The sequence below is a fragment of the Burkholderia arboris genome (assembly GCF_038723655.1).
GTDB lineage: Bacteria > Pseudomonadota > Gammaproteobacteria > Burkholderiales > Burkholderiaceae > Burkholderia > Burkholderia arboris.
In genome coordinates this window covers 1,234,307-1,253,359 of record NZ_CP109822.1, presented here as the reverse complement: position 1 = coordinate 1,253,359, position 19,053 = coordinate 1,234,307, and the positions used below count along the sequence as shown (strand labels likewise).

Annotated in this window: 18 protein-coding genes; 7 read left to right on the top strand and 11 right to left on the bottom strand. The window is 66.6% G+C overall.

Going from position 1 to position 19,053, the window contains the following annotated elements:
• Positions 1-107: 107 nt before the first annotated feature.
• The 4 genes from OHZ10_RS23005 to OHZ10_RS22990 form a co-directional block, all read right to left on the bottom strand.
• Positions 108-1,241 carry a hybrid sensor histidine kinase/response regulator gene (locus OHZ10_RS23005; protein ID WP_059237387.1) on the bottom strand — a complete coding sequence of 378 codons (1,134 nt, stop codon included), beginning with the start codon at positions 1,239-1,241 and terminating at the stop codon, positions 108-110.
• A 479-nt stretch (positions 1,242-1,720) separates the two neighbouring features.
• Positions 1,721-3,304, bottom strand: a complete 1,584-nt coding sequence (locus OHZ10_RS23000) for a Na+/H+ antiporter (RefSeq protein WP_342705853.1) — start codon at positions 3,302-3,304, stop codon at positions 1,721-1,723.
• Positions 3,305-3,544: 240 nt separating this feature from the next.
• Positions 3,545-4,978: an aldehyde dehydrogenase family protein gene (locus OHZ10_RS22995; protein ID WP_342705852.1), complete on the bottom strand. Its 1,434-nt coding sequence runs from the start codon at positions 4,976-4,978 to the stop codon at positions 3,545-3,547.
• A 29-nt stretch (positions 4,979-5,007) separates the two neighbouring features.
• On the bottom strand, positions 5,008-6,648 hold the full coding sequence (locus OHZ10_RS22990; RefSeq protein ID WP_174993107.1) for an acetolactate synthase large subunit: 1,641 nt from the start codon (positions 6,646-6,648) through the stop codon (positions 5,008-5,010).
• A gap of 345 nt (positions 6,649-6,993) precedes the next feature.
• Here OHZ10_RS22990 and OHZ10_RS22985 point away from each other — a divergent pair, with 345 nt between their 5' ends.
• Together OHZ10_RS22985 and OHZ10_RS22980 are read left to right on the top strand one after the other, a co-directional pair.
• Positions 6,994-7,332 (top strand): type II toxin-antitoxin system RelE/ParE family toxin, encoded by a 339-nt coding sequence (locus OHZ10_RS22985; protein ID WP_059237391.1) that lies wholly within the window; start codon positions 6,994-6,996, stop codon positions 7,330-7,332.
• Between the two features lie 3 nt (positions 7,333-7,335).
• Positions 7,336-7,635: an addiction module antidote protein gene (locus OHZ10_RS22980; protein ID WP_009692881.1), complete on the top strand. Its 300-nt coding sequence runs from the start codon at positions 7,336-7,338 to the stop codon at positions 7,633-7,635.
• Between the two features lie 48 nt (positions 7,636-7,683).
• On the opposite strand, the gene OHZ10_RS22975 is transcribed toward OHZ10_RS22980, so the two are convergent.
• The 5 genes from OHZ10_RS22975 to andAc all read right to left on the bottom strand — a co-directional run bounded on the left by OHZ10_RS22975 (position 7,684) and on the right by andAc (position 12,394).
• Positions 7,684-8,970: a DUF445 domain-containing protein gene (locus OHZ10_RS22975; protein WP_342705851.1), complete on the bottom strand. Its 1,287-nt coding sequence runs from the start codon at positions 8,968-8,970 to the stop codon at positions 7,684-7,686.
• 107 nt (positions 8,971-9,077) lie between these two features.
• Positions 9,078-10,298, bottom strand: a complete 1,221-nt coding sequence (gene andAa, locus OHZ10_RS22970; protein WP_342705850.1) for an anthranilate 1,2-dioxygenase system ferredoxin--NAD(+) reductase — start codon at positions 10,296-10,298, stop codon at positions 9,078-9,080.
• A complete protein-coding gene (gene andAb, locus OHZ10_RS22965) occupies positions 10,288-10,614 on the bottom strand; it encodes an anthranilate 1,2-dioxygenase ferredoxin subunit AndAb (RefSeq protein WP_059237394.1) in 327 nt (108 codons plus the stop codon). The genes andAa and andAb overlap by 11 nt, the downstream gene beginning before the upstream one ends.
• 17 nt (positions 10,615-10,631) lie before the next feature.
• Entirely contained in the window at positions 10,632-11,108 is a 477-nt protein-coding gene (gene andAd / locus OHZ10_RS22960) for an anthranilate 1,2-dioxygenase small subunit AndAd (RefSeq protein WP_059237395.1), read from the bottom strand.
• Positions 11,109-11,122: 14 nt separating this feature from the next.
• Entirely contained in the window at positions 11,123-12,394 is a 1,272-nt protein-coding gene (andAc, locus tag OHZ10_RS22955) for an anthranilate 1,2-dioxygenase large subunit AndAc (RefSeq protein ID WP_342705849.1), read from the bottom strand.
• A gap of 213 nt (positions 12,395-12,607) precedes the next feature.
• On the opposite strand from andAc, the gene andR reads away from it, so the two are divergent.
• The gene (gene andR / locus OHZ10_RS22950; RefSeq protein WP_059237396.1) at positions 12,608-13,567 is read left to right on the top strand and encodes an anthranilate 1,2-dioxygenase regulatory protein AndR; all 960 of its coding nucleotides are present in this window, start codon (positions 12,608-12,610) and stop codon (positions 13,565-13,567) included.
• Positions 13,568-13,724: 157 nt separating this feature from the next.
• On the opposite strand, the gene OHZ10_RS22945 is transcribed toward andR, so the two are convergent.
• On the bottom strand, positions 13,725-14,615 hold the full coding sequence (locus tag OHZ10_RS22945; protein WP_059237397.1) for a LysR family transcriptional regulator: 891 nt from the start codon (positions 14,613-14,615) through the stop codon (positions 13,725-13,727).
• 91 nt (positions 14,616-14,706) lie between these two features.
• Between OHZ10_RS22945 and OHZ10_RS22940 the strand changes: the two genes are divergently transcribed.
• The 3 genes from OHZ10_RS22940 to catC are packed head-to-tail and all read left to right on the top strand — an operon-like array spanning position 14,707 to position 17,109.
• Positions 14,707-15,840, top strand: a complete 1,134-nt coding sequence (locus tag OHZ10_RS22940; RefSeq protein WP_059237398.1) for a muconate/chloromuconate family cycloisomerase — start codon at positions 14,707-14,709, stop codon at positions 15,838-15,840.
• Positions 15,841-15,872: 32 nt separating this feature from the next.
• Entirely contained in the window at positions 15,873-16,775 is a 903-nt protein-coding gene (gene catA, locus OHZ10_RS22935) for a catechol 1,2-dioxygenase (RefSeq protein WP_059237399.1), read from the top strand.
• A gap of 43 nt (positions 16,776-16,818) precedes the next feature.
• Positions 16,819-17,109 carry a muconolactone Delta-isomerase gene (catC, locus tag OHZ10_RS22930; protein ID WP_059237400.1) on the top strand — a complete coding sequence of 97 codons (291 nt, stop codon included), beginning with the start codon at positions 16,819-16,821 and terminating at the stop codon, positions 17,107-17,109.
• Positions 17,110-17,249: 140 nt separating this feature from the next.
• Here the strand turns inward: catC and OHZ10_RS22925 are convergent, their stop codons facing one another.
• A complete protein-coding gene (locus OHZ10_RS22925) occupies positions 17,250-18,029 on the bottom strand; it encodes an NAD(P)H-dependent oxidoreductase (protein WP_174993103.1) in 780 nt (259 codons plus the stop codon).
• Between the two features lie 86 nt (positions 18,030-18,115).
• Between OHZ10_RS22925 and OHZ10_RS22920 the strand changes: the two genes are divergently transcribed.
• Entirely contained in the window at positions 18,116-19,009 is an 894-nt protein-coding gene (locus OHZ10_RS22920; protein ID WP_059237402.1) for a LysR family transcriptional regulator, read from the top strand.
• Positions 19,010-19,053 lie beyond the last annotated feature (44 nt).

Sequence of the window (19,053 nt, the reverse complement as noted above, 5' to 3'; positions counted from 1 at the left end):
CTAAAATCAGCGTTGAAAAAATCCGCGCCCGCCTGCGCGCCGGAAGGCGCGCCACGAGCGCATCGGGGTCTGCGGGCGGCGCGGCGCCGGCTGGCCGCACCGCGAAATCACCGCTCCGGTTGCGCCGGCAGCCGGAGCGCGACCATGAAGCCGCGCGCCGTATTGCGCATCAGGATCTGGCCGCGATGCCGCGCCGCCGTCGCGCGAACGAACGCGAGCCCGAGGCCAAAGCCGCTGCGCGCCGCGCCATGCGCGGATTCGAGCTGCACGAACGACTCGGTCGCAGCCGTGCGCTGCTCCGGTGCGATGCCGGCGCCGGTATCCTCGACGCCGATCAGCCAGGCGCCATCCTCGACGCTCAGCGTGCAATGCACGTCCGTGCCGGCCGGGCCGTACTTCAGCCCGTTGTCGATCAGGTTCGCGACCGCGCGCGTGAGCATCATGCGGTCGCCCATCGTCACGCACTCGGCGTCGGGCACATGCGCGACGACCCGGCAACCGAGCCCGGCCGCCTTCTCCCACAGCTGGTCGACGGCATCGAGCACGATTTCGTTGAGACTCACGACGTCGTGCGCACGGCGCTCGGACTGCGCACGGGTCAGATGGATGAAGCCGTCGGCGAGCGCGAGCGCGCGCCGCGCATGGCCGGCGATGCGCTCCATGATCGCCGGCATGTCGCCGTGCTCGGTGCGGTAGACGTCGAGCAGCGCGAGGATCGACGTCTGCGGCGAACGCATGTCGTGCGACAGGAAATCGAGCGCCTCGTCGCGCTGCCGGGACATCAGGTACGAATTCGAGTGATAACGGATGCGCGCGGTCAGTTCCATCGCGTCGGGGAGCTTCACCAGATAGTCGTTCGCGCCGGCGATGAACGCCTCACGCTTGACGATCGGCTCCTCCTTCGCGGACAGCACGATGATCGGCACGCGTGCGGTGCCGGCGTCGGCGCGCCACGCGCGAACGAGATCGAGGCCGTCGATCTCCGGCATCACGAGGTCCTGCAGGATCACCGTCGGCTTCACGTCGCGCGCGACCGCCATCGCCCGGTGCGCGTCGGTGCACACGTGCAGGTCGATGTCGTGCTCGCTGCGCAATGCGCGGCGGATCACCTCACCGACGAACGGCTGATCGTCGACCAGGAGGACCGATAACCCCGATTCGAGACAATCCGAGGCATTATCACTGCTCGATTCTTTCATAAATACAGTTTCAAACGCCGAATCTCCAATCGATTCTTTCATAGGAGTTGTTTATCCGACTTGGACGCCATCTTATTTTGGCGGTTGATAAACCCGCCTGATTCCGCCGATTTAGCCTGTCGGCACTGCCTTGCGGGGCTTTGGACGCCGCTTCTTTCCCCGTCGGCGACCGCATTACCTCCGCATTCTTTCTCTCAATAAAGATAACCGGCTGATTCTAAATGAAATTAGAACACAGCATCTATCTCCTTCCGGTTTAGTTTTGCCAAATATGCAGAAAGAGACGGAATCAGATAAATCAGATCATTTCCGGATTCGAAACACGATAACGTTTGCGAGACCGGCGCCATCAGGTTTGCATGCGCTGCAAGGCTGGCTGCCGGTCGTATTGAGGGCCGGATTCAGAAACACCGAATCGGCGCGCGGGCGGGAGCAAAAAGTCGCGTGACGGGCGAGGATCGCCCTGTGCGCGCATCGGCGCCGGCAGGACGCCGGCCCGTGAGAAGGCGGGTCGCGCCCGCTTACCCGCGCGCGTGCTGCGCGGACACTTCCTGCAGGTCGAGGTCGCGCTCGAGCGCGTGCAGCATTTCGTCGTGGATGCGCCCCGAACGGTGCAGGCGCAACAGCTCCGCGCGCCCGGCCCGGATCGCGGCCAGCACCACATCGTAGTGCGCGGCGCGCACTTCCGCCGGGTATTCGGGCTCGTTCTTCGCCCGCTCGGTCAGTTCCGCGCGATACGTGTATTGCTCGAGCAGGCGCGGATGGATCACGACGCCGTTCTCGTCGCGCACGAGCGGCTGGATCGCCGCGAGCTGCGCGGCCTCGACGTGTGCCCACGTCTGCGGCTCGGTCAGGTGGTGCGCGGCGCGCTCCTCGCGCTGCGGCAGGCGCAGCAGCCGGATCAGTGGCCCGATCGTCGTGCCCTGCAGCAGCACGGTGACGAGGATCACCGCAAACGACGCGACCAGGATCACGTCGCGGCCGGGCAGCGCCTCGGGCAGCGACAGCGCGATCGCGAGCGTCACGACGCCGCGCATCCCGGCCCAGCTCATGATCGTCGCCGCCTTCCAGTCGGGTGCTTCGCCGCGCCGCGCGAACCCGCGCACCGGCCACTTCAGCGCCTCGACCGCGTAGATCCACACGAAACGCGACACGATCACCGCGGCCAGTACCGCAAGCACCGGCGGCACCATCGTGGCGAGCACCTGTTCGAAACCGCCGAGGCGGTGAATCGCGCCACGCAGCGACAGCCCGATCAGCACGAACACCATCGCTTCGAGCAGGAACACGATGACCTGCCAGAACGCGGTGCCGCGCGTACGCACGGCCGCCGAGAACACCTCATGCTGATGCCAGCCGACGATCATCCCGGCCGTGACGGTTGCGATCACGCCCGACACCTCGACCATTTCGCCCGCGATGTACGCGATCCAGCCGGCGATGACCGCGACGGTGATCACGAGATAGTCGTCGTCGAGCAGCTTGAGGAACCACACGACGAGCTTGCCGACCACGAAGCCGACCACGACCCCGCCGAGCCCGAGTTCCGCGAAACGCACGACCGCATGCTCGAGGCTGAACGCGCCGGTGAGCGCGGCAGCGACCGCGAAGCGGAACAGCACGAGGCCGGCCGCGTCGTTCAGCAGGCTCTCGCCTTCGAGCAGCACCATCAGCCGGCGCGGCAGCGCGACGCGTTCGAGCACGGCCTTCGCGGCCACCGCGTCGGGCGGCGACACGATCGCGCCGAGCGCGAAGCACGCGGCCCACGGCAGCGCCGGCACCACCCAGTGCACGGCGAAGCCGACCGCGAACGTGGTGAACGCGACCGCGCCGATCGCGAGCATCAGGATGCCGCCGACGTTGCGCTTGAACTCTTCCCACACGGAGAAGTACGCGCCGTCCATCAGCAGCGGCGGCAGGAACACCAGCAGCACCAGCTCGGGATCGAGGTTGATCGGCGGCAGGCCGGGGATGAATGCGATGCCGATGCCGCCGATCAGCAGCGCGGCGGCCGGCGGCAGCCGCAACCGCTTGGCGATGCATTCGAGCGCGACGATCGCCAGGAATGACAACAGAACCAGCTTGAATGCCGAGACGGGGGACATGAATCGACCTCGTGAAGAATGAATTCGCGCTTTCCGGCGTCGTACCCCGGTCGGCAGTTTGGCGCGATTACATCACGAGGCGAGGCTCGCAGTCGAGCGCGCGGCCGGCGGGCCACCGCGCGGGGGGGACGCGCGAGCTGCGTCGGCCCGATGCGCACGCCACGATGAAAAACGGCACGCAGGCCGGCCCGATCGCCCGCCTGCGTGCCGTCGCGGCTCCGTGCCGCGCACCCGCGCGCGTTATCGGCGCCGCACGACCATCAGCCGCGGTTCGGTCATGTCCTCGATCGCGTAGCGGATCCCTTCGCGGCCGAGGCCTGAATCCTTCACGCCGCCATACGGCATGTTGTCGACGCGGAACGACGGCACGTCGTTGATCACGACGCCGCCGACCTCCAGTTCGTCCCACGCACGCTGCGCATGCGTGAGCGAATCGGTAAACACGCCGGCCTGCAGCCCGAAGTCGCTGTCGTTCACGCGCGCGAGCGCATCGTCGAAGCGCTCGAACTTCTCGAGGATCGCAACGGGGCCGAACGCCTCCTTCCGGTACAGGTCCTGCTCATGCCCGACGTTCTCGAGCAGCGTCGCCTCGAACATCGCGCCATCGACCTTGCCACCCGCGACGATCTTCGCGCCCGCCGCGACGGCCGCATCCATCCAGCCCGACAGCCGGCGCGATTCGGATTCGGAGATCATCGGGCCGACGAACGTCGACGGATCCTTCGGATCGCCCATCTTCAGCGAACGCGTCTTCGCGATCAGCTTCTCGCGCAGCGCGTCGTAAAGATCCGCATGCACGAGGATCCGCTGCACGCCGATGCAGCTCTGGCCCGACTGGTAGTACGCGCCGAACGCGAGACGCTCGACCACGTAGTCGAGCCGGTCGCACTGGTCCGCATCGACGATCGCGGCCGCGTTGCCGCCGAGTTCCAGTACGACTTTCTTCTTGCCGGCCTTCTCCTTCAGCGCCCAGCCGACGGCCGGCGAACCCGTGAACGACAGCAGCTTGAAGCGCTCGTCGGTCGTGAACAGGTCGGCGCCGTCGCGATGTGCGGGCAGCACCGAAAACGCGCCCTTCGGCAAGTCGGTTTCCGCGAGCACCTCGCCGATGATCAGCGCGCCGATCGGCGTGCGGCTCGCGGGCTTCAGCACGAACGGGCAGCCCGCCGCGAGCGCCGGCGCGACCTTGTGCGCGGCGAGGTTCAGCGGAAAATTGAACGGCGAGATGAACGAGCACGGGCCGACCGGCACGCGCTTCGTGTAGCCCGTATAGCCCTGCGCACGCGCGGAGATCTCGAGGTTGATGATCTCGCCGTCGATGCGCACCGATTCCTCGGACGCGACGCGGAACGTATCGATCAACCGCGTGACTTCGCCCTTCGAATCGTTGATCGGCTTGCCGGCCTCGATGCACAGCGCCTCGGCCAGCTCGTCGAAGCGCTCGCGAAAGCGCGCGACGCAATGGTCGAGCACGGCCTGCCGCTTGTAGGCCGGCATCTCGCGCATCGGCTTCGCCGCGTCGACCGCCGCGGCGATCGCCGCATCGATCGCCTTCGCGTCGGCCAGCGCGACGCGCGTCGCGACCTTGCCGCTGAACTTGTCCGTCACCTCCAGATCGGTATTCGCGTAGACGGCTTCGTTGGCGAGGTAGTACGGATAGGTTTCCTTCAACATGGAACGACTCCTTCCTGTGAACGGGGATTTCAGAGTTGCGCCGACAGACGCTTGATCTCGCGGTTCAGCACGCGCTCGTTGTCCGAATAGTCGATCGGCACGTCGATCACGTGCACACCCGGCGACGAGAAGCACTCGCGCAGCAGCGGCTCGAGATCGTCGGCCGATTCGACGCGGTGCCCGTGCGCGCCATAGCTTTGCGCATACGCGACGAAATCGGGGTTCTGCAGCGTCATCGCGTAATCGGGGAAATTCATGTTCTCCTGCTTCCAGCGGATCATCCCGAACGCGTCGTCGCGCAGGATCATCACGACGATGTCGAGCTTCAGCCGCACGGCCGTTTCGAGCTCCTGCGAATTCATCATGAAGCCGCCGTCGCCACACACGGCGATCACCTTGCGCTGCGGATGCACGATCTTCGTCGCGATCGCCGACGGCAGGCCCGCGCCCATCGACGCGAGCGCGTTGTCGAGCAGCAGCGAGTTCGGCTCGTGCGCACGCCAGTAGCGCGCGAACCAGATCTTGTACATCCCGTTGTCGAGACAGACGATGCCGTCGACCGGCATGGCGTTGTACAGGTCGTTGACGATGCGCACCGGATACATCGGGAAGCGCGGGTCGTGCTGGCCCTTCTCCAGGTGCGCGTCGAAGTGCTCCTTGATCATTGCGAAGCGCGCGAAATCCCAGTGCGGCTGCGGCGACACGGCCTCCTTCATCTGCCACACCGCGTTCGCGATGTCGCCGACCACCTCGATCTGCGGGAAATAGACGGGATCGACCTGCGCGCCGAGGAAGTTCACGTGAATCACCGTCTTGTCGTCGGTGCGCATGAAGAACGGCGGCTTCTCGATCACGTCGTGGCCGACGTTGATGATGCAGTCCGCATGCTCGATCGCGCGGTGCACGAAGTCGCCATCGGACAGCGTCGCGTTGCCGAGCCACAGCGGATGCGTCTCGTCGATCACGCCCTTGCCCATCTGCGTCGTGAAGAACGGGATGCCCGTCTTGTCGACGAATTCGAGCAGCATCTTGCAGGTGGTCTTGCGGTTGCCGCCCGCGCCGATCATCAAGAGCGGATGGCGCGCGGCCTGGATCGCGTCGACCGCATGCGCGACCGCCTTCTCCTCGGCCACCGGCCGCCGGCTGTAGCTGCGCGGGATCGGCTTGCCGTCGCCCTCCTCGTGCGCGATGTCTTCCGGCAGTTCGAGGTGCGTGGCACCCGGGCGCTCCTCCTCCGCGCGGCGGAACGCCTCGCGCACGGCCGACGGGATGTTGCCGATCGACACGATCTGCCGCGTGAGCTTCGTGAGCGGCTGCATCATGTCGACCACGTCGACGATCTGGAAGTGGCCCTGCTTGCTGGACTTGATCGGCTTCTGCCCGGTGATCATCAGCATCGGCATGCCGCCGAGCTGCGCATACGCGGCGGCCGTGACGAAGTTCGTCGCGCCGGGCCCGAGCGTTGCGAGACACACGCCGGTGCGGCCCGTCAGGCGGCCGTAGGTGGCGGCCATGAACCCGGCCGCCTGCTCGTGCCGGGTCAGCACGAGCTTGATCTTCGATCGCCGCAGCGATTCGAGCAGATCGAGGTTTTCTTCGCCGGGAATACCGAACACGTACTCGACGCCTTCGGCTTCCAGCGCCTTCACGAACAGATCCGATGCTTTCATGGGGGACTCTCGGTTATGCCGCCTGCCCGGCCTACGGACACGCGGCGTTCATAACGCGCGCCGGCCTACGGCACGCGGACGCTGACCTACTGGACACAAACCACGGCACTTCCCGCCGCGCAATACGCGCTTGCAATGCGCCGCGGCGCCTCCGGCCATACCGGAGAACGAACGGATCCGCCCGCGCGCGGCAAACGCGCACGGGCGGCAAAGACGTTTTTGATTGTAGACGGATTCGCGGAATTCCGGCTTCGGCCGGATGGCCAATCCACACACAAACGAAGCGGGCGGCCCTACCGTAGCAGCCACGAAACAACCCGCCACCCGCCTCCTCGCATGTGAACCATGGTTGACATACTGCAATCGGTGCCCTACAGTGCGCCTACGTTCAGCGTCCGGACCACCGCCGTCTTCGACGCCTGGTTTGCCGGCCTGTCCGATCGCATCGCCAGGCGCCGCATCCAGGCGCGCATCGACCGCCTCTCGATGGGCAATCCGGGCGACTGGAAATCCGCCGGCTCGCCCATCGTCGAAATGCGCATCGATCACGGGCCCGGCTATCGCGTCTACTACGTCCGGCGTGGAATGCGCTGGGTGATCCTGCTCTGCGGCGGCGATAAATCGACGCAACAGGCCGACATCCGCGCCGCACACGCGATGCTTGCGCACCTCGACATGGAGTGATCGATGGACAAGATCAAGACCCGGCCGTGGGATTCGGCCGAACACCTGAAAACCGAAGACGACATGGCCGACTACTTCGACGCGTGCCTGCAGGAGGCCGGCGACGATCCAGCCTTCATCGCGCACGCGCTAGGCGTGATCGCCCGTGCACGCGGCATGTCGCAGGTCGCGCGCGATGCGGGGCTGTCGCGCGAAGGGCTGTACAAGGCGCTGTCGCACGACGGCAACCCGAGCTTCGGCACGATCCTGAAGGTCATCAAGGCGCTCGGCCTGCAGCTGCACGGCTCGAAAGCGCACGCGTGATGCACGCGTGGCCGGTGTCGCTCGCAGCGCGCGATGCCTCCGGCCGCGTCAATGCAGCCAGCCGGCCGCCCAGCGCGGCACCAGCGACACCAGATACAGCCCGAGCCCGATCAGCCCGCCGACCAGCGTACCGTTGATGCGGATGTATTGCAGATCCTTGCCGATGTTCAGCTCGATTTGACGCGACATCTCTCGCGCATCCCAGTTGCGCACCGTGTCGCGAATATGGCGCATCAGGAAATCGGCGAAATCCGGCGCCATCTCGTGTACGGCGCGCTCGACGTGTTCGTTCAGCGACGCGCGCAGTGCCGGGCTCTCGGCGAGCCGCGCGCCGAGCCAGCCGCCGAGCGTCGCGGCCTGCCGGTGCAGCGCCGAATCGGTACGCGCGAGATCGGCCTTCAGCCACGCGCGCAACTGGTCCCACAGGTCGCGCACATATTCGTTGAATGCATCGCCGTCGCGGATATAGCGCCTGATCTCCTCGCCCTTCGCGATGAATGCGGGATCGTGCTTCAGCCGCTCGGTCAGCCGCACGACCGTCCGGTCGAAACGTTGCCGCAACTCGTGCTCGGGGTCGGCCGCCACGCCTTCGAGCACACGGCTCACCGCGCTCGCGAGCATCCGCGCGCCGTTCTCGCCGAACCACTGCGTCGGCATGATCTTCTCGACCTTCGGATACTGCGTCTTCAGCCAATCGACGATGAAGCCCGCGATCACCTCGCGGTTCTCTTCCTTGTCGAGCACGTCGACCACCTGTTCGATCGCGTCGTCGAGCAGCACCTGGTGGCGGCCGTCCTTCGTCAGCGTGTCGAGAATCGCGCCGGCCGATTGCGACAGGTCGACCCGGTCGATCACCGCGCGAAACGCATCGTGCACGAACGACTGGATCCGCGCGTCGTCGGTCATGTCGAGCGCGAAGCTCATCAGCTTCGTCACGTAGCCGCCGAGCGCATCGGTGTTCGCGGGTTCGCCGAGCCATGCGCCGAGTTTCCGCGCGGGATCGTGCTGGCGGATCTGCGCGGCGAGCGCGTCGGGACCGAGGAATTTCTCGCGCACGAACACCGCGAGGTTGTCGGCGATCTTGTCCTTGTTCTTCGGAATGATCTCGGTATGGCGCGACACGAACGGGATCGGCACGCGGCGGAACAGCGCGACGACCGCGAACCAGTCGGCGAGCGCGCCGACCATTGCGGCTTCGGCCACGGCCTTGACGCCGTCGACCCACGGGCCGCGCGGCAGCAGGATCGTCGTGACGAACACCGCGACGGCGGCCAGCAGCAGCCACAGGGCGCGGCGCTTGCTGCGTTTCAGTTCGAGAGCTTTGTCGGGCGTCATGGAGGACCGGCGGATCGGCGATGCCGCTAATATCCCCGATTTCGCCGCGGCCGACAAACGCGCAGGCGGAGTCGGGATGCACGGCGCACGCGCCGCGCATCCCGTTGCTACATGAACGACTTCAGGTTCACCGCCGGATCGGCCAGCTTCACCGGATCGGGCACCGCCCCTGCCGCGATCAGGCGGCGCGACGCGCCGATGTCGCGCCCGAGGTTCGCCGCGGCCACCGCGACGATCCTGCCGTCGCCGCCGAGCCCGAACACCGTGAATGGCCCGCTCGCCGGATCGCCGCGCACGACGATCGTGCGTTCGCTGCCGAACAGCCCGAGCATCTGCAGGTTGCAATCGTACTGATCGGACCACAGCCACGGCAGCTCGGCATAGGTGTCGTCGGCGCCGAGCAGGTTCGCGGCCGCGACGGCCGGCTGGTTTTCGGCCACCTGCCACGACTCGATCCGCACGTGACGCCCGAGCAGCGGATTGAAGTGCATCGTCACCTCGCCCGCCGCGAAGATCGCCGGATCGGCCGTGCGGCAGCCCGCATCGACGCGGATCCCGTTGTCGACGTCGAGCCCGGCCGCCTGCGCCAGCTCGATGTTCGGCACCACGCCGATACCGACCACGACGATGTCGGCCTGCACGTCACCGCGATCGGTCTCGACGATCGCGCCGCCGCCCGGTGCGCGACGGATCGCGCTGGGCAGCGTCGCCATCTGGAACACCACGCCGCGCGCATCGTGCAACTGGCGCGCATATGCGCCAACCACGTCCGGCAACGCACGCTGCAGCAAACGCGGCGCCGGATCGATCACCGTCACGTCGCAACCAAGCTGGCGTGCCGCCGCCGCGACCTCCAGCCCGATGAAACCGCCGCCGAGCACCGCCACGCGACGACCCGGAGCAAGTTGCGCACGCAATGCACGCGCATCGTCCACCGTGCGGACGTAGTGCGGCACGACGCCTTCGTCGATTGCACCGCCGAACGTGCGCACGCGCGAACCCGTCGCGAGCACGAGCCGTGCGTACGGCAACGTCGTGCCGTCGTCGAGCCGCACCCGCTGCGCAGCACGTTCGATCGCATCGACGCGCGTACCGAGCCGCAGCTCGATGCGTTGCGCGTCGTACCACGCCGCATCGCGCACGAACGCGCGCTGCTCGCCGCCGTCCGTCAGCAGCGCGTCCTTCGACAGCGCGGGCCGGTCGTACGGCAGTACGCGCTCCGCGCCGATCATCACGATGCGCGCCGCCGCGTCGCGTTCGCGCAGCGCTTCGGCCGTGCGCCGCGCCGCGTGGCCGGCGCCGACGATCACGAACGGATCAGCCGACATTGACTTCCACCTGGCCGTCGACGATCCGGATCGGATAGGTCCGCACCGGCTCCGTGATCGGCGCGCATTTCGGCGCACCGGTGCGGATGTCGATCAGCCCCTGATGCAGCGGACATTCGACACAGCCGTCCTCCACGTAGCCTTCAGACAGCCGCGCATGGCCGTGCGTACAGAGGTCGTGCATCGCAAACAGTTCGTCGCCGATCCGGAATATGGCGATCGGCTTCTGGCCGGCGACGCGCGCCGCCGGTTCGTCCTCGGAGAATTCGTCGAAAGCGCCGAGCGGATGCCACTCGGCCAGCGTTGCTTCGGTCATGTCTGTTCCTTGCTTCGTCAGATCGGCGTCGCGAGCAGCGTCTGCACGCGCGACGTGTCGTAGATCACCCGCTTGGTCTTGTAGCGCAGCCCGTCGGGCGTGCGCACGACCGTGTCGTAGTACTTGCCGGCCTGATACACGTTCGATTCGCCGTTGCTGCGCGTCTGCACGACGACGTAGTTGCTCTCGGTATCGATCTCGCCGTCGCGCTCGGCGACGATCGTCAGGCCCGACGTCATGTGCCGGTACGTGTGCTCTTCGTAGATGTTCGCGTGCCGCAGCGACACCACGCGGTCGCGCAGCATCCGCTGGTTCGTGCAGTGGACGATCCCGACCGGCAGCCCGAGATCGGCGTTTTCCTTCGGCACGATTTCGTACAGGCAGTCCTCGGTGAACATCTCCGGCCAGTGTTCGAGCCGGTCGTTGTCGAGGTGCCCGATATAGCGGTTCTGGAGCATGTAAATCTCGAACCACGTCTTCATGTCTTCCGTCATTTTTCGCTCCCGCCTCAATAGCCCATCAGCTTCTGGTAGCCGACCCAGAACTTGCGGATCAGGCTCTCGGTGATCACCGTGTCCTGCTGGTCCGGATTGCCGCGCGACATCTCGATCACCGACGTCGCATCGGCATCGCGCACCGTGCCGCGCTGCACGAGCTCGGTTGCTTCCGTGTCTTCCATCGAGATGTAGCCGGCCGGCCCGACGAGGTTCGCCTGCTTGATGCGCAGCGCGCGCAGTTCGGGCGTGTCGTCCGCGTAACCGAAGAAGTGGAAGATCAGCTCGAAGTTGTCGGGGCCTTTCGGCAGGATCTGCCGTGCGACCAGCGTGTTGTGGATCTGCTGGATCACGAGCTGCGGGAAGATCGGCTGGATATGGTTCGTGCAATCCTCGTCGTATTCCGACACGAGATCGAGGATCGATTCGTCCTCGAGGTGGAAGCCCTCGTCGAACGAACGGATGTTCTGCTGCTTGTACGCGGCCGACGTGTCGTCGTTCGTCTTCGTCACCGTGATGATGCTGTGCAGGCCGTGGTTTGCATCCGGAATCGAGCGCGCCTTCATCCCGACGCGGAAGATGTTGAAGGTCGTATGGAACAGGTGCAGCATGCTCGCGTGATACGGGTCCTTCACGTTCTCCATGTACAGCTTCCAGTTCGACTTCGAATACTGGCGCGTACAACCGAGATACTCGATCGGCTTGTGGAAAATGCGGTCGATCCACGGGCGCATCTGCTCGCCGAGATACTCGGGCAGCGGCGCGACCTCGTCGCTGAAGCTCGCGAACACGAGCCCGCGATAGCTGTCGACGCGCAGCTGGCGCAGCCCGTGCTGCTTCGGGTCGAAGTCGGCCGGCATCCCGGTCATCCCCTTCTGGCCGCGCCGGAACGGCACGCCGAGCAGGTTGCCCTGGTTGTCGAAGCTCCACTGGTGATACACGCACGTATGCGAGCTCGCGTTGCCGCGCGACTTGCGGCACACCTGCGCGCCGCGGTGCGCGCAGCGGTTCACCCACGCCGAGAGCGTGCCGTCCTCGGTGCGCGTGACGACCACCGGCGTGTCGCCGACGAACGTGCTCTTGAAGTCGCCGGCCTTCGGGATTTCGGCTTCGAGCGCGACGAAGTTCCACGTCGGCCCGCGGAAAATGCGTTCCTGCTCGCGATCGTAGACCGCACGCGAGCTGAACACCTTGTATGGCACGCGCGAGCCGTCGTCGTGCGGAAAGGTCACGTCGGATACGTCGCCGCGTGCGGCGAAAACGACGGGCGATTCTGTCTGCTCCATGTCGGACTCCTTGTCGATCCGTTGCGTTGAATGCATGGAGCCGATTTTTGAAAAGCTAATATTCGCCGTCTATCCGGAAAGTGCGATTGCGGCGGTGCAATATCCACTTTCGGCGGATTTCTGCGCTAGCATGGCGGCACACGCGACCCGGCGCACGATCGCGACCCATTCGTCGGATCGAAGCGCACGTCGCCCATACCAAGGCTGAGGCCCATGTCCCCAACGTCGTTCGAGCCGCTCGCGCTGCGCGCGCACCGGCTGTTCGAATCCCGCGATCTCGACGAGACGCGCGAGCGCATCTCGCGCGTGATGCAGCCGCATGCACTGCTGCCGAACGGCCGCGTGCACGGTGCGTCGCACATGGATTTCGTCAGGCTCGGCGGGCTCGGGATCGGCGCGATCGCGTTCGGCGACGCGATGCGCGTGCAGGTCGACGCGGTCGACGGCTATTACCTGCTGATGTTCTGCCTGTCCGGGCATGCCGACGTACGCGCGATGGGGCGGCAACTCGGCGTCGACGGCCAGACCGGCGTGCTGTGCGCCCCAGGCGAGCCCTTCGACGCGGTGCTGTCCGCCGACTGCGAGCAGTTCGTGCTGCGCATCGACGCGGCAACCGTCGGTTCGCTGACCGGCGACCCGCGCGCGACCCTCGACCCCGTGCTGCACATCAGCGACGCCGCACTCGCCGCGTGGCGCCAGCAGTTGATGCTCGTCGCACGGTCGCCCGAACTGCTCGAACGGGCGAATGCGAACCCGCGTGTCGCGTCGCAGCTCGAGCACTTGCTGATCGACCTGCTGATCGAAGGCCATCCGCCATCGGTGCTGCAAGCGTCGCACCGCGACCCGGCGCCGGGCTTCGTGCGACGCGCGCAGGAGTTCGTGAACGCGCACTACGCGCAGCCGCTGCAGCTCGCCGATATCGTCCAGGCCGCCAACGTGCCCGAACGGACGCTGCGCGACGCATTCCTGCAATTCCGCGGGATGAGCCCGATGCAATACCTGCGCGCGACACGGCTCGACCATGCGCGAGAGTTGCTGCGCGGCACGGCGTCCGACCGGCGGATCGCCGATGTCGCGCTCGATTGCGGGTTTACGCACCTCGGGCGGTTCGCGATCGCGTATCGGGAAAAATTCGGCGAATCGCCGTCGGAAACGCTCGACGGGAAGCGGTAGCCGTTACCGTTCGCCTGGCACGCCGCGCGACGGCTTGCCGGCCGGCTGCGACGGAAGCCGGAACGGTATGTCATCGCGCCACCCTCGCCGAATTCGGCGGTGCGCGCGGAAACAGACCGTTAGTTGCGATTTATTGCGTCGACGTCGGCCGTTACCGCTACGCCGCCGGCACGATCATCTCCCGCGCAATCGCGCAGAACGCCGCCGTAGCCGCGCTTTCGCCATGCAGCCGGCGGCTCATGATGATCGGCGACGTCGCGGCCGGCTCCGGCAGCCGCCGGTAGACGACGCCCCTCACCCGCACGCCCTCCACGCTCTCCGGCACCAGCGACACGCCCACCTGCGCGGCGACGAGCCCGAGCGCCGTCTGCAGCTCGCGCACCTCGTGAACGGCCGCCGGCACGACCGCGCCGTCGCGCAGTGCCGACAGTTGCTGGTCGGCGAAGCTCGGTCGCGGTGTGCTCGGGTAGACGATCATCGTCTCGTTCGCGATATCCGCGAGCGTCAGCGGCCGGTCCGGATCGGCGAGCGGATGCCCGACCGGCAGCGCCGCGATCAGCTTTTCCTCGATCAGCGCCTCGCGCACCAGTTGATCGTCGTCGAAGCGCAGCCGGCCGAACCCGACGTCGATCCGCCCGCCCTTCAGCGCGCCGAGCTGTTCGAGCGTGAACATTTCGATCAGCGACAGCTCGACGTCCGGCTGCGCCTCGCGAAACGCGCGGATCACGTCCGGCAGCGCACCATACAGCGTCGACGGCACGAAACCGATCACGATCCGCTCCGACAGCTGCGCGAGCCGCCGCGTCAGCGGGCCGAGCTCGTCGGCCTGGTCGACGAGGCGCTTCGCCTGCGCATAGAACACGCGCCCCGCATCGGTCAGTTTCAGCGGCCGCGCGCCGCGCTCGAACAGCGGCAAGCCGATCTCGTCCTCGATCGCCTGGAGCTGGCGGCTCAGCGGCGGCTGCGTCATGTGCAGCCGCTCCGCCGCCCGCGTGATGTTCATTTCCTCGGCAACGGCGATGAAGTAGCGGAGCTGACGCAATTCCATTTCATGCCCCAAAGGTATGGAAGTAGTCGGAAAGAGTGTTGGACGACGCGGTGCGGGAATTCCTACCATGTGCACCAACAGGAGGAATCGCATGATAGCAACTGCCGCCACCATCGAACGCATCGAGACGATCCTCGTCGACGTGCCGACGATCAGGCCCCACAAATTGTCGGTCGCGACGATGAATTGCCAGACCCTCGTGCTGGTCCGTGTTCGATGCACGGACGGTATCGAAGGCGTCGGCGAGGCGACGACCATCGGCGGTCTCGCGTACGGCGAGGAGAGCCCCGAAAGCATCAAGGTCAACATCGACACGTACTTTGCGCCGCTGCTGCAGGGCATGGACGCGACGCGTCCGGGCGCCGCGCTGGCGCGCGCGCGCAAGCTGTTCCAGGGCAACCGTTTCGCGAAGTGCGCAATCGAAACTGCGCTGTTCGACGCGCAGGCGCAGCGTCTGGGCGTGCCGCTGTCGGAGCTGTTCGGCGGCCGCCGGGTCGATGCGGTCGATGTCGCGTGGACGCTCGCGAGCGGCGATACGCAGCGCGACATCGCGGAAGCCGAAGCGATGCTCGAAGCCCGCCGCCATCGCGCGTTCAAGCTGAAGATCGGTTCGAACGCAGTCGCCGACGACGTCGCACACGTGGTCGCGATCAAGCGCGCGCTCGGCGAGCGCGGCGACGTGCGGGTCGACGTGAATCAGGCATGGAGCGAAACCGATGCGATCTGGGCCGGCGCGCGACTGGCGGAAGCCGGCGTGAGCCTCGTCGAGCAGCCGATCGCCGCGACCAACCGCGCGGGGCTCAAGCGCCTCACGCAGCTCGCGCAGGTGCCGATCATGGCGGACGAAGCGCTGCACGGCCCCGTCGATGCATTCGCGCTCGCGCAGGACCGCGCGGCCGACGTGTTCGCGGTGAAGATCGCGCAATCGGGCGGCCTGCAGGGCGCGGCGAGCGTCGCGTCGATCGCGGCGGCGGCCGGCATCGAGCTGTACGGCGGCACGATGCTCGAAGGCGCGGCCGGCACGATGGCGTCCGCGCAACTGTTCAGCACGTTCGACTCGCTGAAATGGGGCACCGAACTGTTCGGCCCGCTGCTGCTCACCGAGGAAATCCTCGTCGAGCCGCTGCGTTACGAGGATTTCAAGCTGCATCTGCCGGCGACGCCCGGCCTCGGCATCACCTTCGACTGGGCCCGCATCGAACGGATGCGACGCGACGCCCGCTGATCCCCACACGACAACCGAAACCGGAGACACAGATGAACAAGCAAGCCATCGACGCACTGCTGAAGACCTTCGACGACGCCGCAGAGAAACCCGGCAACCCGCGCGTGCGCGCGATCGTCAACCGGATCGTGCAGGACATCTGCTACACGATCGAGGACTTCGACGTGCAGCCGAGCGAATTCTGGACGGCGCTGAACTACCTGAACGAAGCCGGCCGCGAATTCGGGCTGATCGCCGCGGGCCTCGGCCTCGAGCGCTTCCTCGACGTGCGGATGGACGAAGCCGAGGAAAAGGCCGGCATCCAGGGCGGCACGCCGCGCACGATCGAAGGGCCGCTGTATGTCGCCGGCGCACCGGAATCGGTCGGCCATGCGCGTCTCGACGACGGCACCGATCCGGGCCAGACGCTGATCATGCGCGGCCAGGTGCTCGGCCAGGACGGCGCACCGATCGCGAATGCGCTCGTCGAGGTGTGGCACGCGAACCACCTGGGCAACTACTCGTACTTCGACCAGTCGCAGCCCGCGTTCAACCTGCGCCGCTCGATCCGCACCGACGCCGACGGCCGCTACAGCTTCCGCAGCGTGCTGCCGGTCGGCTACAGCGTGCCGCCGGGCAGCAAGACCGAGCAACTGCTCGACCAGCTCGGCCGTCATGGCCATCGCCCGGCGCACATTCACTTCTTCGTTTCGGCGGACGGTTATCGTAAGCTGACGACGCAGATCAACATCGACGGCGATCCGCATCTGTGGGACGACTTTGCGTTCGCGACGCGCGACGGCCTGATCCCGCCGGTCAAGCAGGCCGAAGGCGCGGAAGGCAAACCGTACGGCGTCGACGGGCAGTTCGCGCTGATCGACTTCGATTTCTCGCTGCTCAAGGAAAAGCAGGACGTACCGGGAAGCGAAGTCGAGCGGGCACGCGCGCAGGCCTGAGCGCCCTTCCCGTTCGACGAATCGACAACTCAAGGAGTGCAGGATGCTGTTTCATGTGGAAATGACCGTTCGCCTGCCGGCGGACATGGATCCGGTCAAGGCGGCCACGCTGAAGGCGGAAGAAAAGGCGATGTGCCAGCGGCTGATGAACGAAGGCGTCTGGCGCCATCTGTGGCGGATCGCCGGGCAATATGCGAACGTCAGCATCTTCGACGTCGAGAGCGTGCAGCAACTGCACGACCTGCTGAGCCAGCTGCCGCTGTTTCCGTACATGGAGATGGAAGTGCGGGCGCTGTGCCGGCATCCGTCGTCGATTCGCGACGACGACCGGTAAGCAGCGGTGAAGCGCGGCCGTGACCGACGGCCGCGAGCTGCCCGACCCGGGCGGCCCGCGATGTCTCGCAGGCTGCGCGGGTCGTTTTGCGTTTGGCGGCGATTGCCCGTGCCGTACGGCATCGGCGTGCGCGGCAACCGTCACGCGGTCAGATGCGCCGCAAACCCCACCTTCCCCGGCGCGATCCCGTCCTTCAGCGTCAGCGCGGGAATCTCGTAGTCGCCGGTGTTCTGCTGCCGGAACGGAATCGGCTGCGTGGTCCACAGATCGTCGAGCCGCCGGCCGAGCGCCGCGCGCGTTTCGGCGAAGCGCGCTTCGTTCATCTTGCCCGTCCGGTAGATCACGAACGGCGGCAGCACGTCGAACCCCGGGTAATACAGCACGCCGTGCTGGATCGGAAACAGCACGTCGTCGATCGGCCCGTTGATGCCACGCGGGCTGTAGTGCGACTCCCACCCGCCCGTCGTGACGACCACCATCGCCCGCTTGCCGGCAAACATGCCTTCGCCGTAGCGATCGCCCCAGTGCGTATCGGAATGCTCGCCAACGCCGTACGCGAAGCCGTACGCATACACACGCTCGAACCAGCCCTTCATGATCGCCGGCATCGAGAACCACCACAGCGGGAATTGCAGGATCACCGCGTCGGCCCACTTCAGCTTCTCCTGCTCGCGCGCGATGTCGTCGCTTTGCGTGCCGGCCGCAAATGCGCGCTTCGAGTCGAGCGACGGATCGAAGCGCGCGTCGGGCGCACGATCGGTCACGTCGTTCGCATCGAACGCCGCCTTCCAGTTCATTGCATACAGGTCGGTCACCTGCACCGCGTGGCCGGCCGCTTCGAGATGCGCGACGGCGAAGTCGCGCAGCGCGCCGTTCAGCGAACGCGGTTCGGGATGGGCATACACGATCAGCACCTTCATGTTCGTCACTCCGTGGATTGAATGACTGCAGGATGCCGCTGCCAAAGGTATATTTGAAATGAATTCCTGATATTCCAGGTATAGCCATGAATAATCTCAGACGGCTCGATCTGAACCTGCTCGTCACGCTGGACGTGCTGCTCGCCGAGCACAACGTCACGCGCGCGGCCGAGAAGCTGAACATGTCGCAGCCGTCGGTCAGCGTACAGCTGCAGAAACTGCGCGACGTGTTCGGCGATCCGCTGCTGTTGCCCGGGCCCCGCGGGATGCGGCCGACCGCGCGCGCGGAAGCGTTGCGCGCGCCGTTACGCGATGCGCTCGAAGCGGTCGAACGCGCGGTGATTCCGGCCACGCCGTTCGATCCCGCGACCGCGACGGACACGTGGCGCGTGGCCGCGACCGACTACGGCGAATCGACGATCGTGCTGCCCGCGCTGAATACGCTGCGCTCGGCCGCGCCCGGTACGCGGCTCGCCGTCGTCGAACTCGTACCGCCGCGCATCGAGCAGGATGCCGAACGAAACGGCATCGACCTCGCGTTCCATACAACCGAGGGTTCGCCGCCCGGCATGCGGCGCCTGCCGCTGTTCGTCGAGCGCTACGTGCTGATCGGCCGCGCCGGGCATCCGAAGCTGAAACGGCGCCCGACGCTCGCGCAGTTCGGCACGCTCGAGCACGTGATCGTGTCGCCCGACGGCGGCGGCTTCTTCGGCGTGACGGACGAAGCGCTCGCGAAGGTCGGCGCCGCGCGGCGCGTCGTGCTGTCGGTGCCGCACTTCCTGTTCGTGATGTCGGCCGTTGCGAGCACCGATCTCGTCGCGATGCTGCCCGAGCGGCTGGTGCGCGACGTGCCCGCGCTGCGGGTGGTGGACGCGCCGGTCGAGGTGCCAGGCTATGAAATGTCGATGCTGTGGCACGAGCGCGTGCATCGCGATCCGGCGCATCGGTGGCTGCGGGAGACGATCGCGGCAGCGGTGTAAGCCGTTCGCCGGATCGGTACGGCCGCCCGCTGCGAGCGCCGCGG

What these genes read in the sequence shown, in the direction of transcription:
- OHZ10_RS23005 (WP_059237387.1), bottom strand. Translation starts at nt 1,241, where the DNA reads ATGAAAGAATCGATTGGAGATTCGGCGTTTGAAACTGTATTTATGAAA.
- OHZ10_RS23000 (WP_342705853.1), bottom strand. Translation starts at nt 3,304, where the DNA reads ATGTCCCCCGTCTCGGCATTCAAGCTGGTTCTGTTGTCATTCCTGGCG.
- OHZ10_RS22995 (WP_342705852.1), bottom strand. Translation starts at nt 4,978, where the DNA reads ATGTTGAAGGAAACCTATCCGTACTACCTCGCCAACGAAGCCGTCTAC.
- OHZ10_RS22990 (WP_174993107.1), bottom strand. Translation starts at nt 6,648, where the DNA reads ATGAAAGCATCGGATCTGTTCGTGAAGGCGCTGGAAGCCGAAGGCGTC.
- OHZ10_RS22985 (WP_059237391.1), top strand. Translation starts at nt 6,994, where the DNA reads ATGGTTGACATACTGCAATCGGTGCCCTACAGTGCGCCTACGTTCAGC.
- OHZ10_RS22980 (WP_009692881.1), top strand. Translation starts at nt 7,336, where the DNA reads ATGGACAAGATCAAGACCCGGCCGTGGGATTCGGCCGAACACCTGAAA.
- OHZ10_RS22975 (WP_342705851.1), bottom strand. Translation starts at nt 8,970, where the DNA reads ATGACGCCCGACAAAGCTCTCGAACTGAAACGCAGCAAGCGCCGCGCC.
- andAa (WP_342705850.1), bottom strand. Translation starts at nt 10,298, where the DNA reads ATGTCGGCTGATCCGTTCGTGATCGTCGGCGCCGGCCACGCGGCGCGG.
- andAb (WP_059237394.1), bottom strand. Translation starts at nt 10,614, where the DNA reads ATGACCGAAGCAACGCTGGCCGAGTGGCATCCGCTCGGCGCTTTCGAC.
- andAd (WP_059237395.1), bottom strand. Translation starts at nt 11,108, where the DNA reads ATGACGGAAGACATGAAGACGTGGTTCGAGATTTACATGCTCCAGAAC.
- andAc (WP_342705849.1), bottom strand. Translation starts at nt 12,394, where the DNA reads ATGGAGCAGACAGAATCGCCCGTCGTTTTCGCCGCACGCGGCGACGTA.
- andR (WP_059237396.1), top strand. Translation starts at nt 12,608, where the DNA reads ATGTCCCCAACGTCGTTCGAGCCGCTCGCGCTGCGCGCGCACCGGCTG.
- OHZ10_RS22945 (WP_059237397.1), bottom strand. Translation starts at nt 14,615, where the DNA reads ATGGAATTGCGTCAGCTCCGCTACTTCATCGCCGTTGCCGAGGAAATG.
- OHZ10_RS22940 (WP_059237398.1), top strand. Translation starts at nt 14,707, where the DNA reads ATGATAGCAACTGCCGCCACCATCGAACGCATCGAGACGATCCTCGTC.
- catA (WP_059237399.1), top strand. Translation starts at nt 15,873, where the DNA reads ATGAACAAGCAAGCCATCGACGCACTGCTGAAGACCTTCGACGACGCC.
- catC (WP_059237400.1), top strand. Translation starts at nt 16,819, where the DNA reads ATGCTGTTTCATGTGGAAATGACCGTTCGCCTGCCGGCGGACATGGAT.
- OHZ10_RS22925 (WP_174993103.1), bottom strand. Translation starts at nt 18,029, where the DNA reads ATGAAGGTGCTGATCGTGTATGCCCATCCCGAACCGCGTTCGCTGAAC.
- OHZ10_RS22920 (WP_059237402.1), top strand. Translation starts at nt 18,116, where the DNA reads ATGAATAATCTCAGACGGCTCGATCTGAACCTGCTCGTCACGCTGGAC.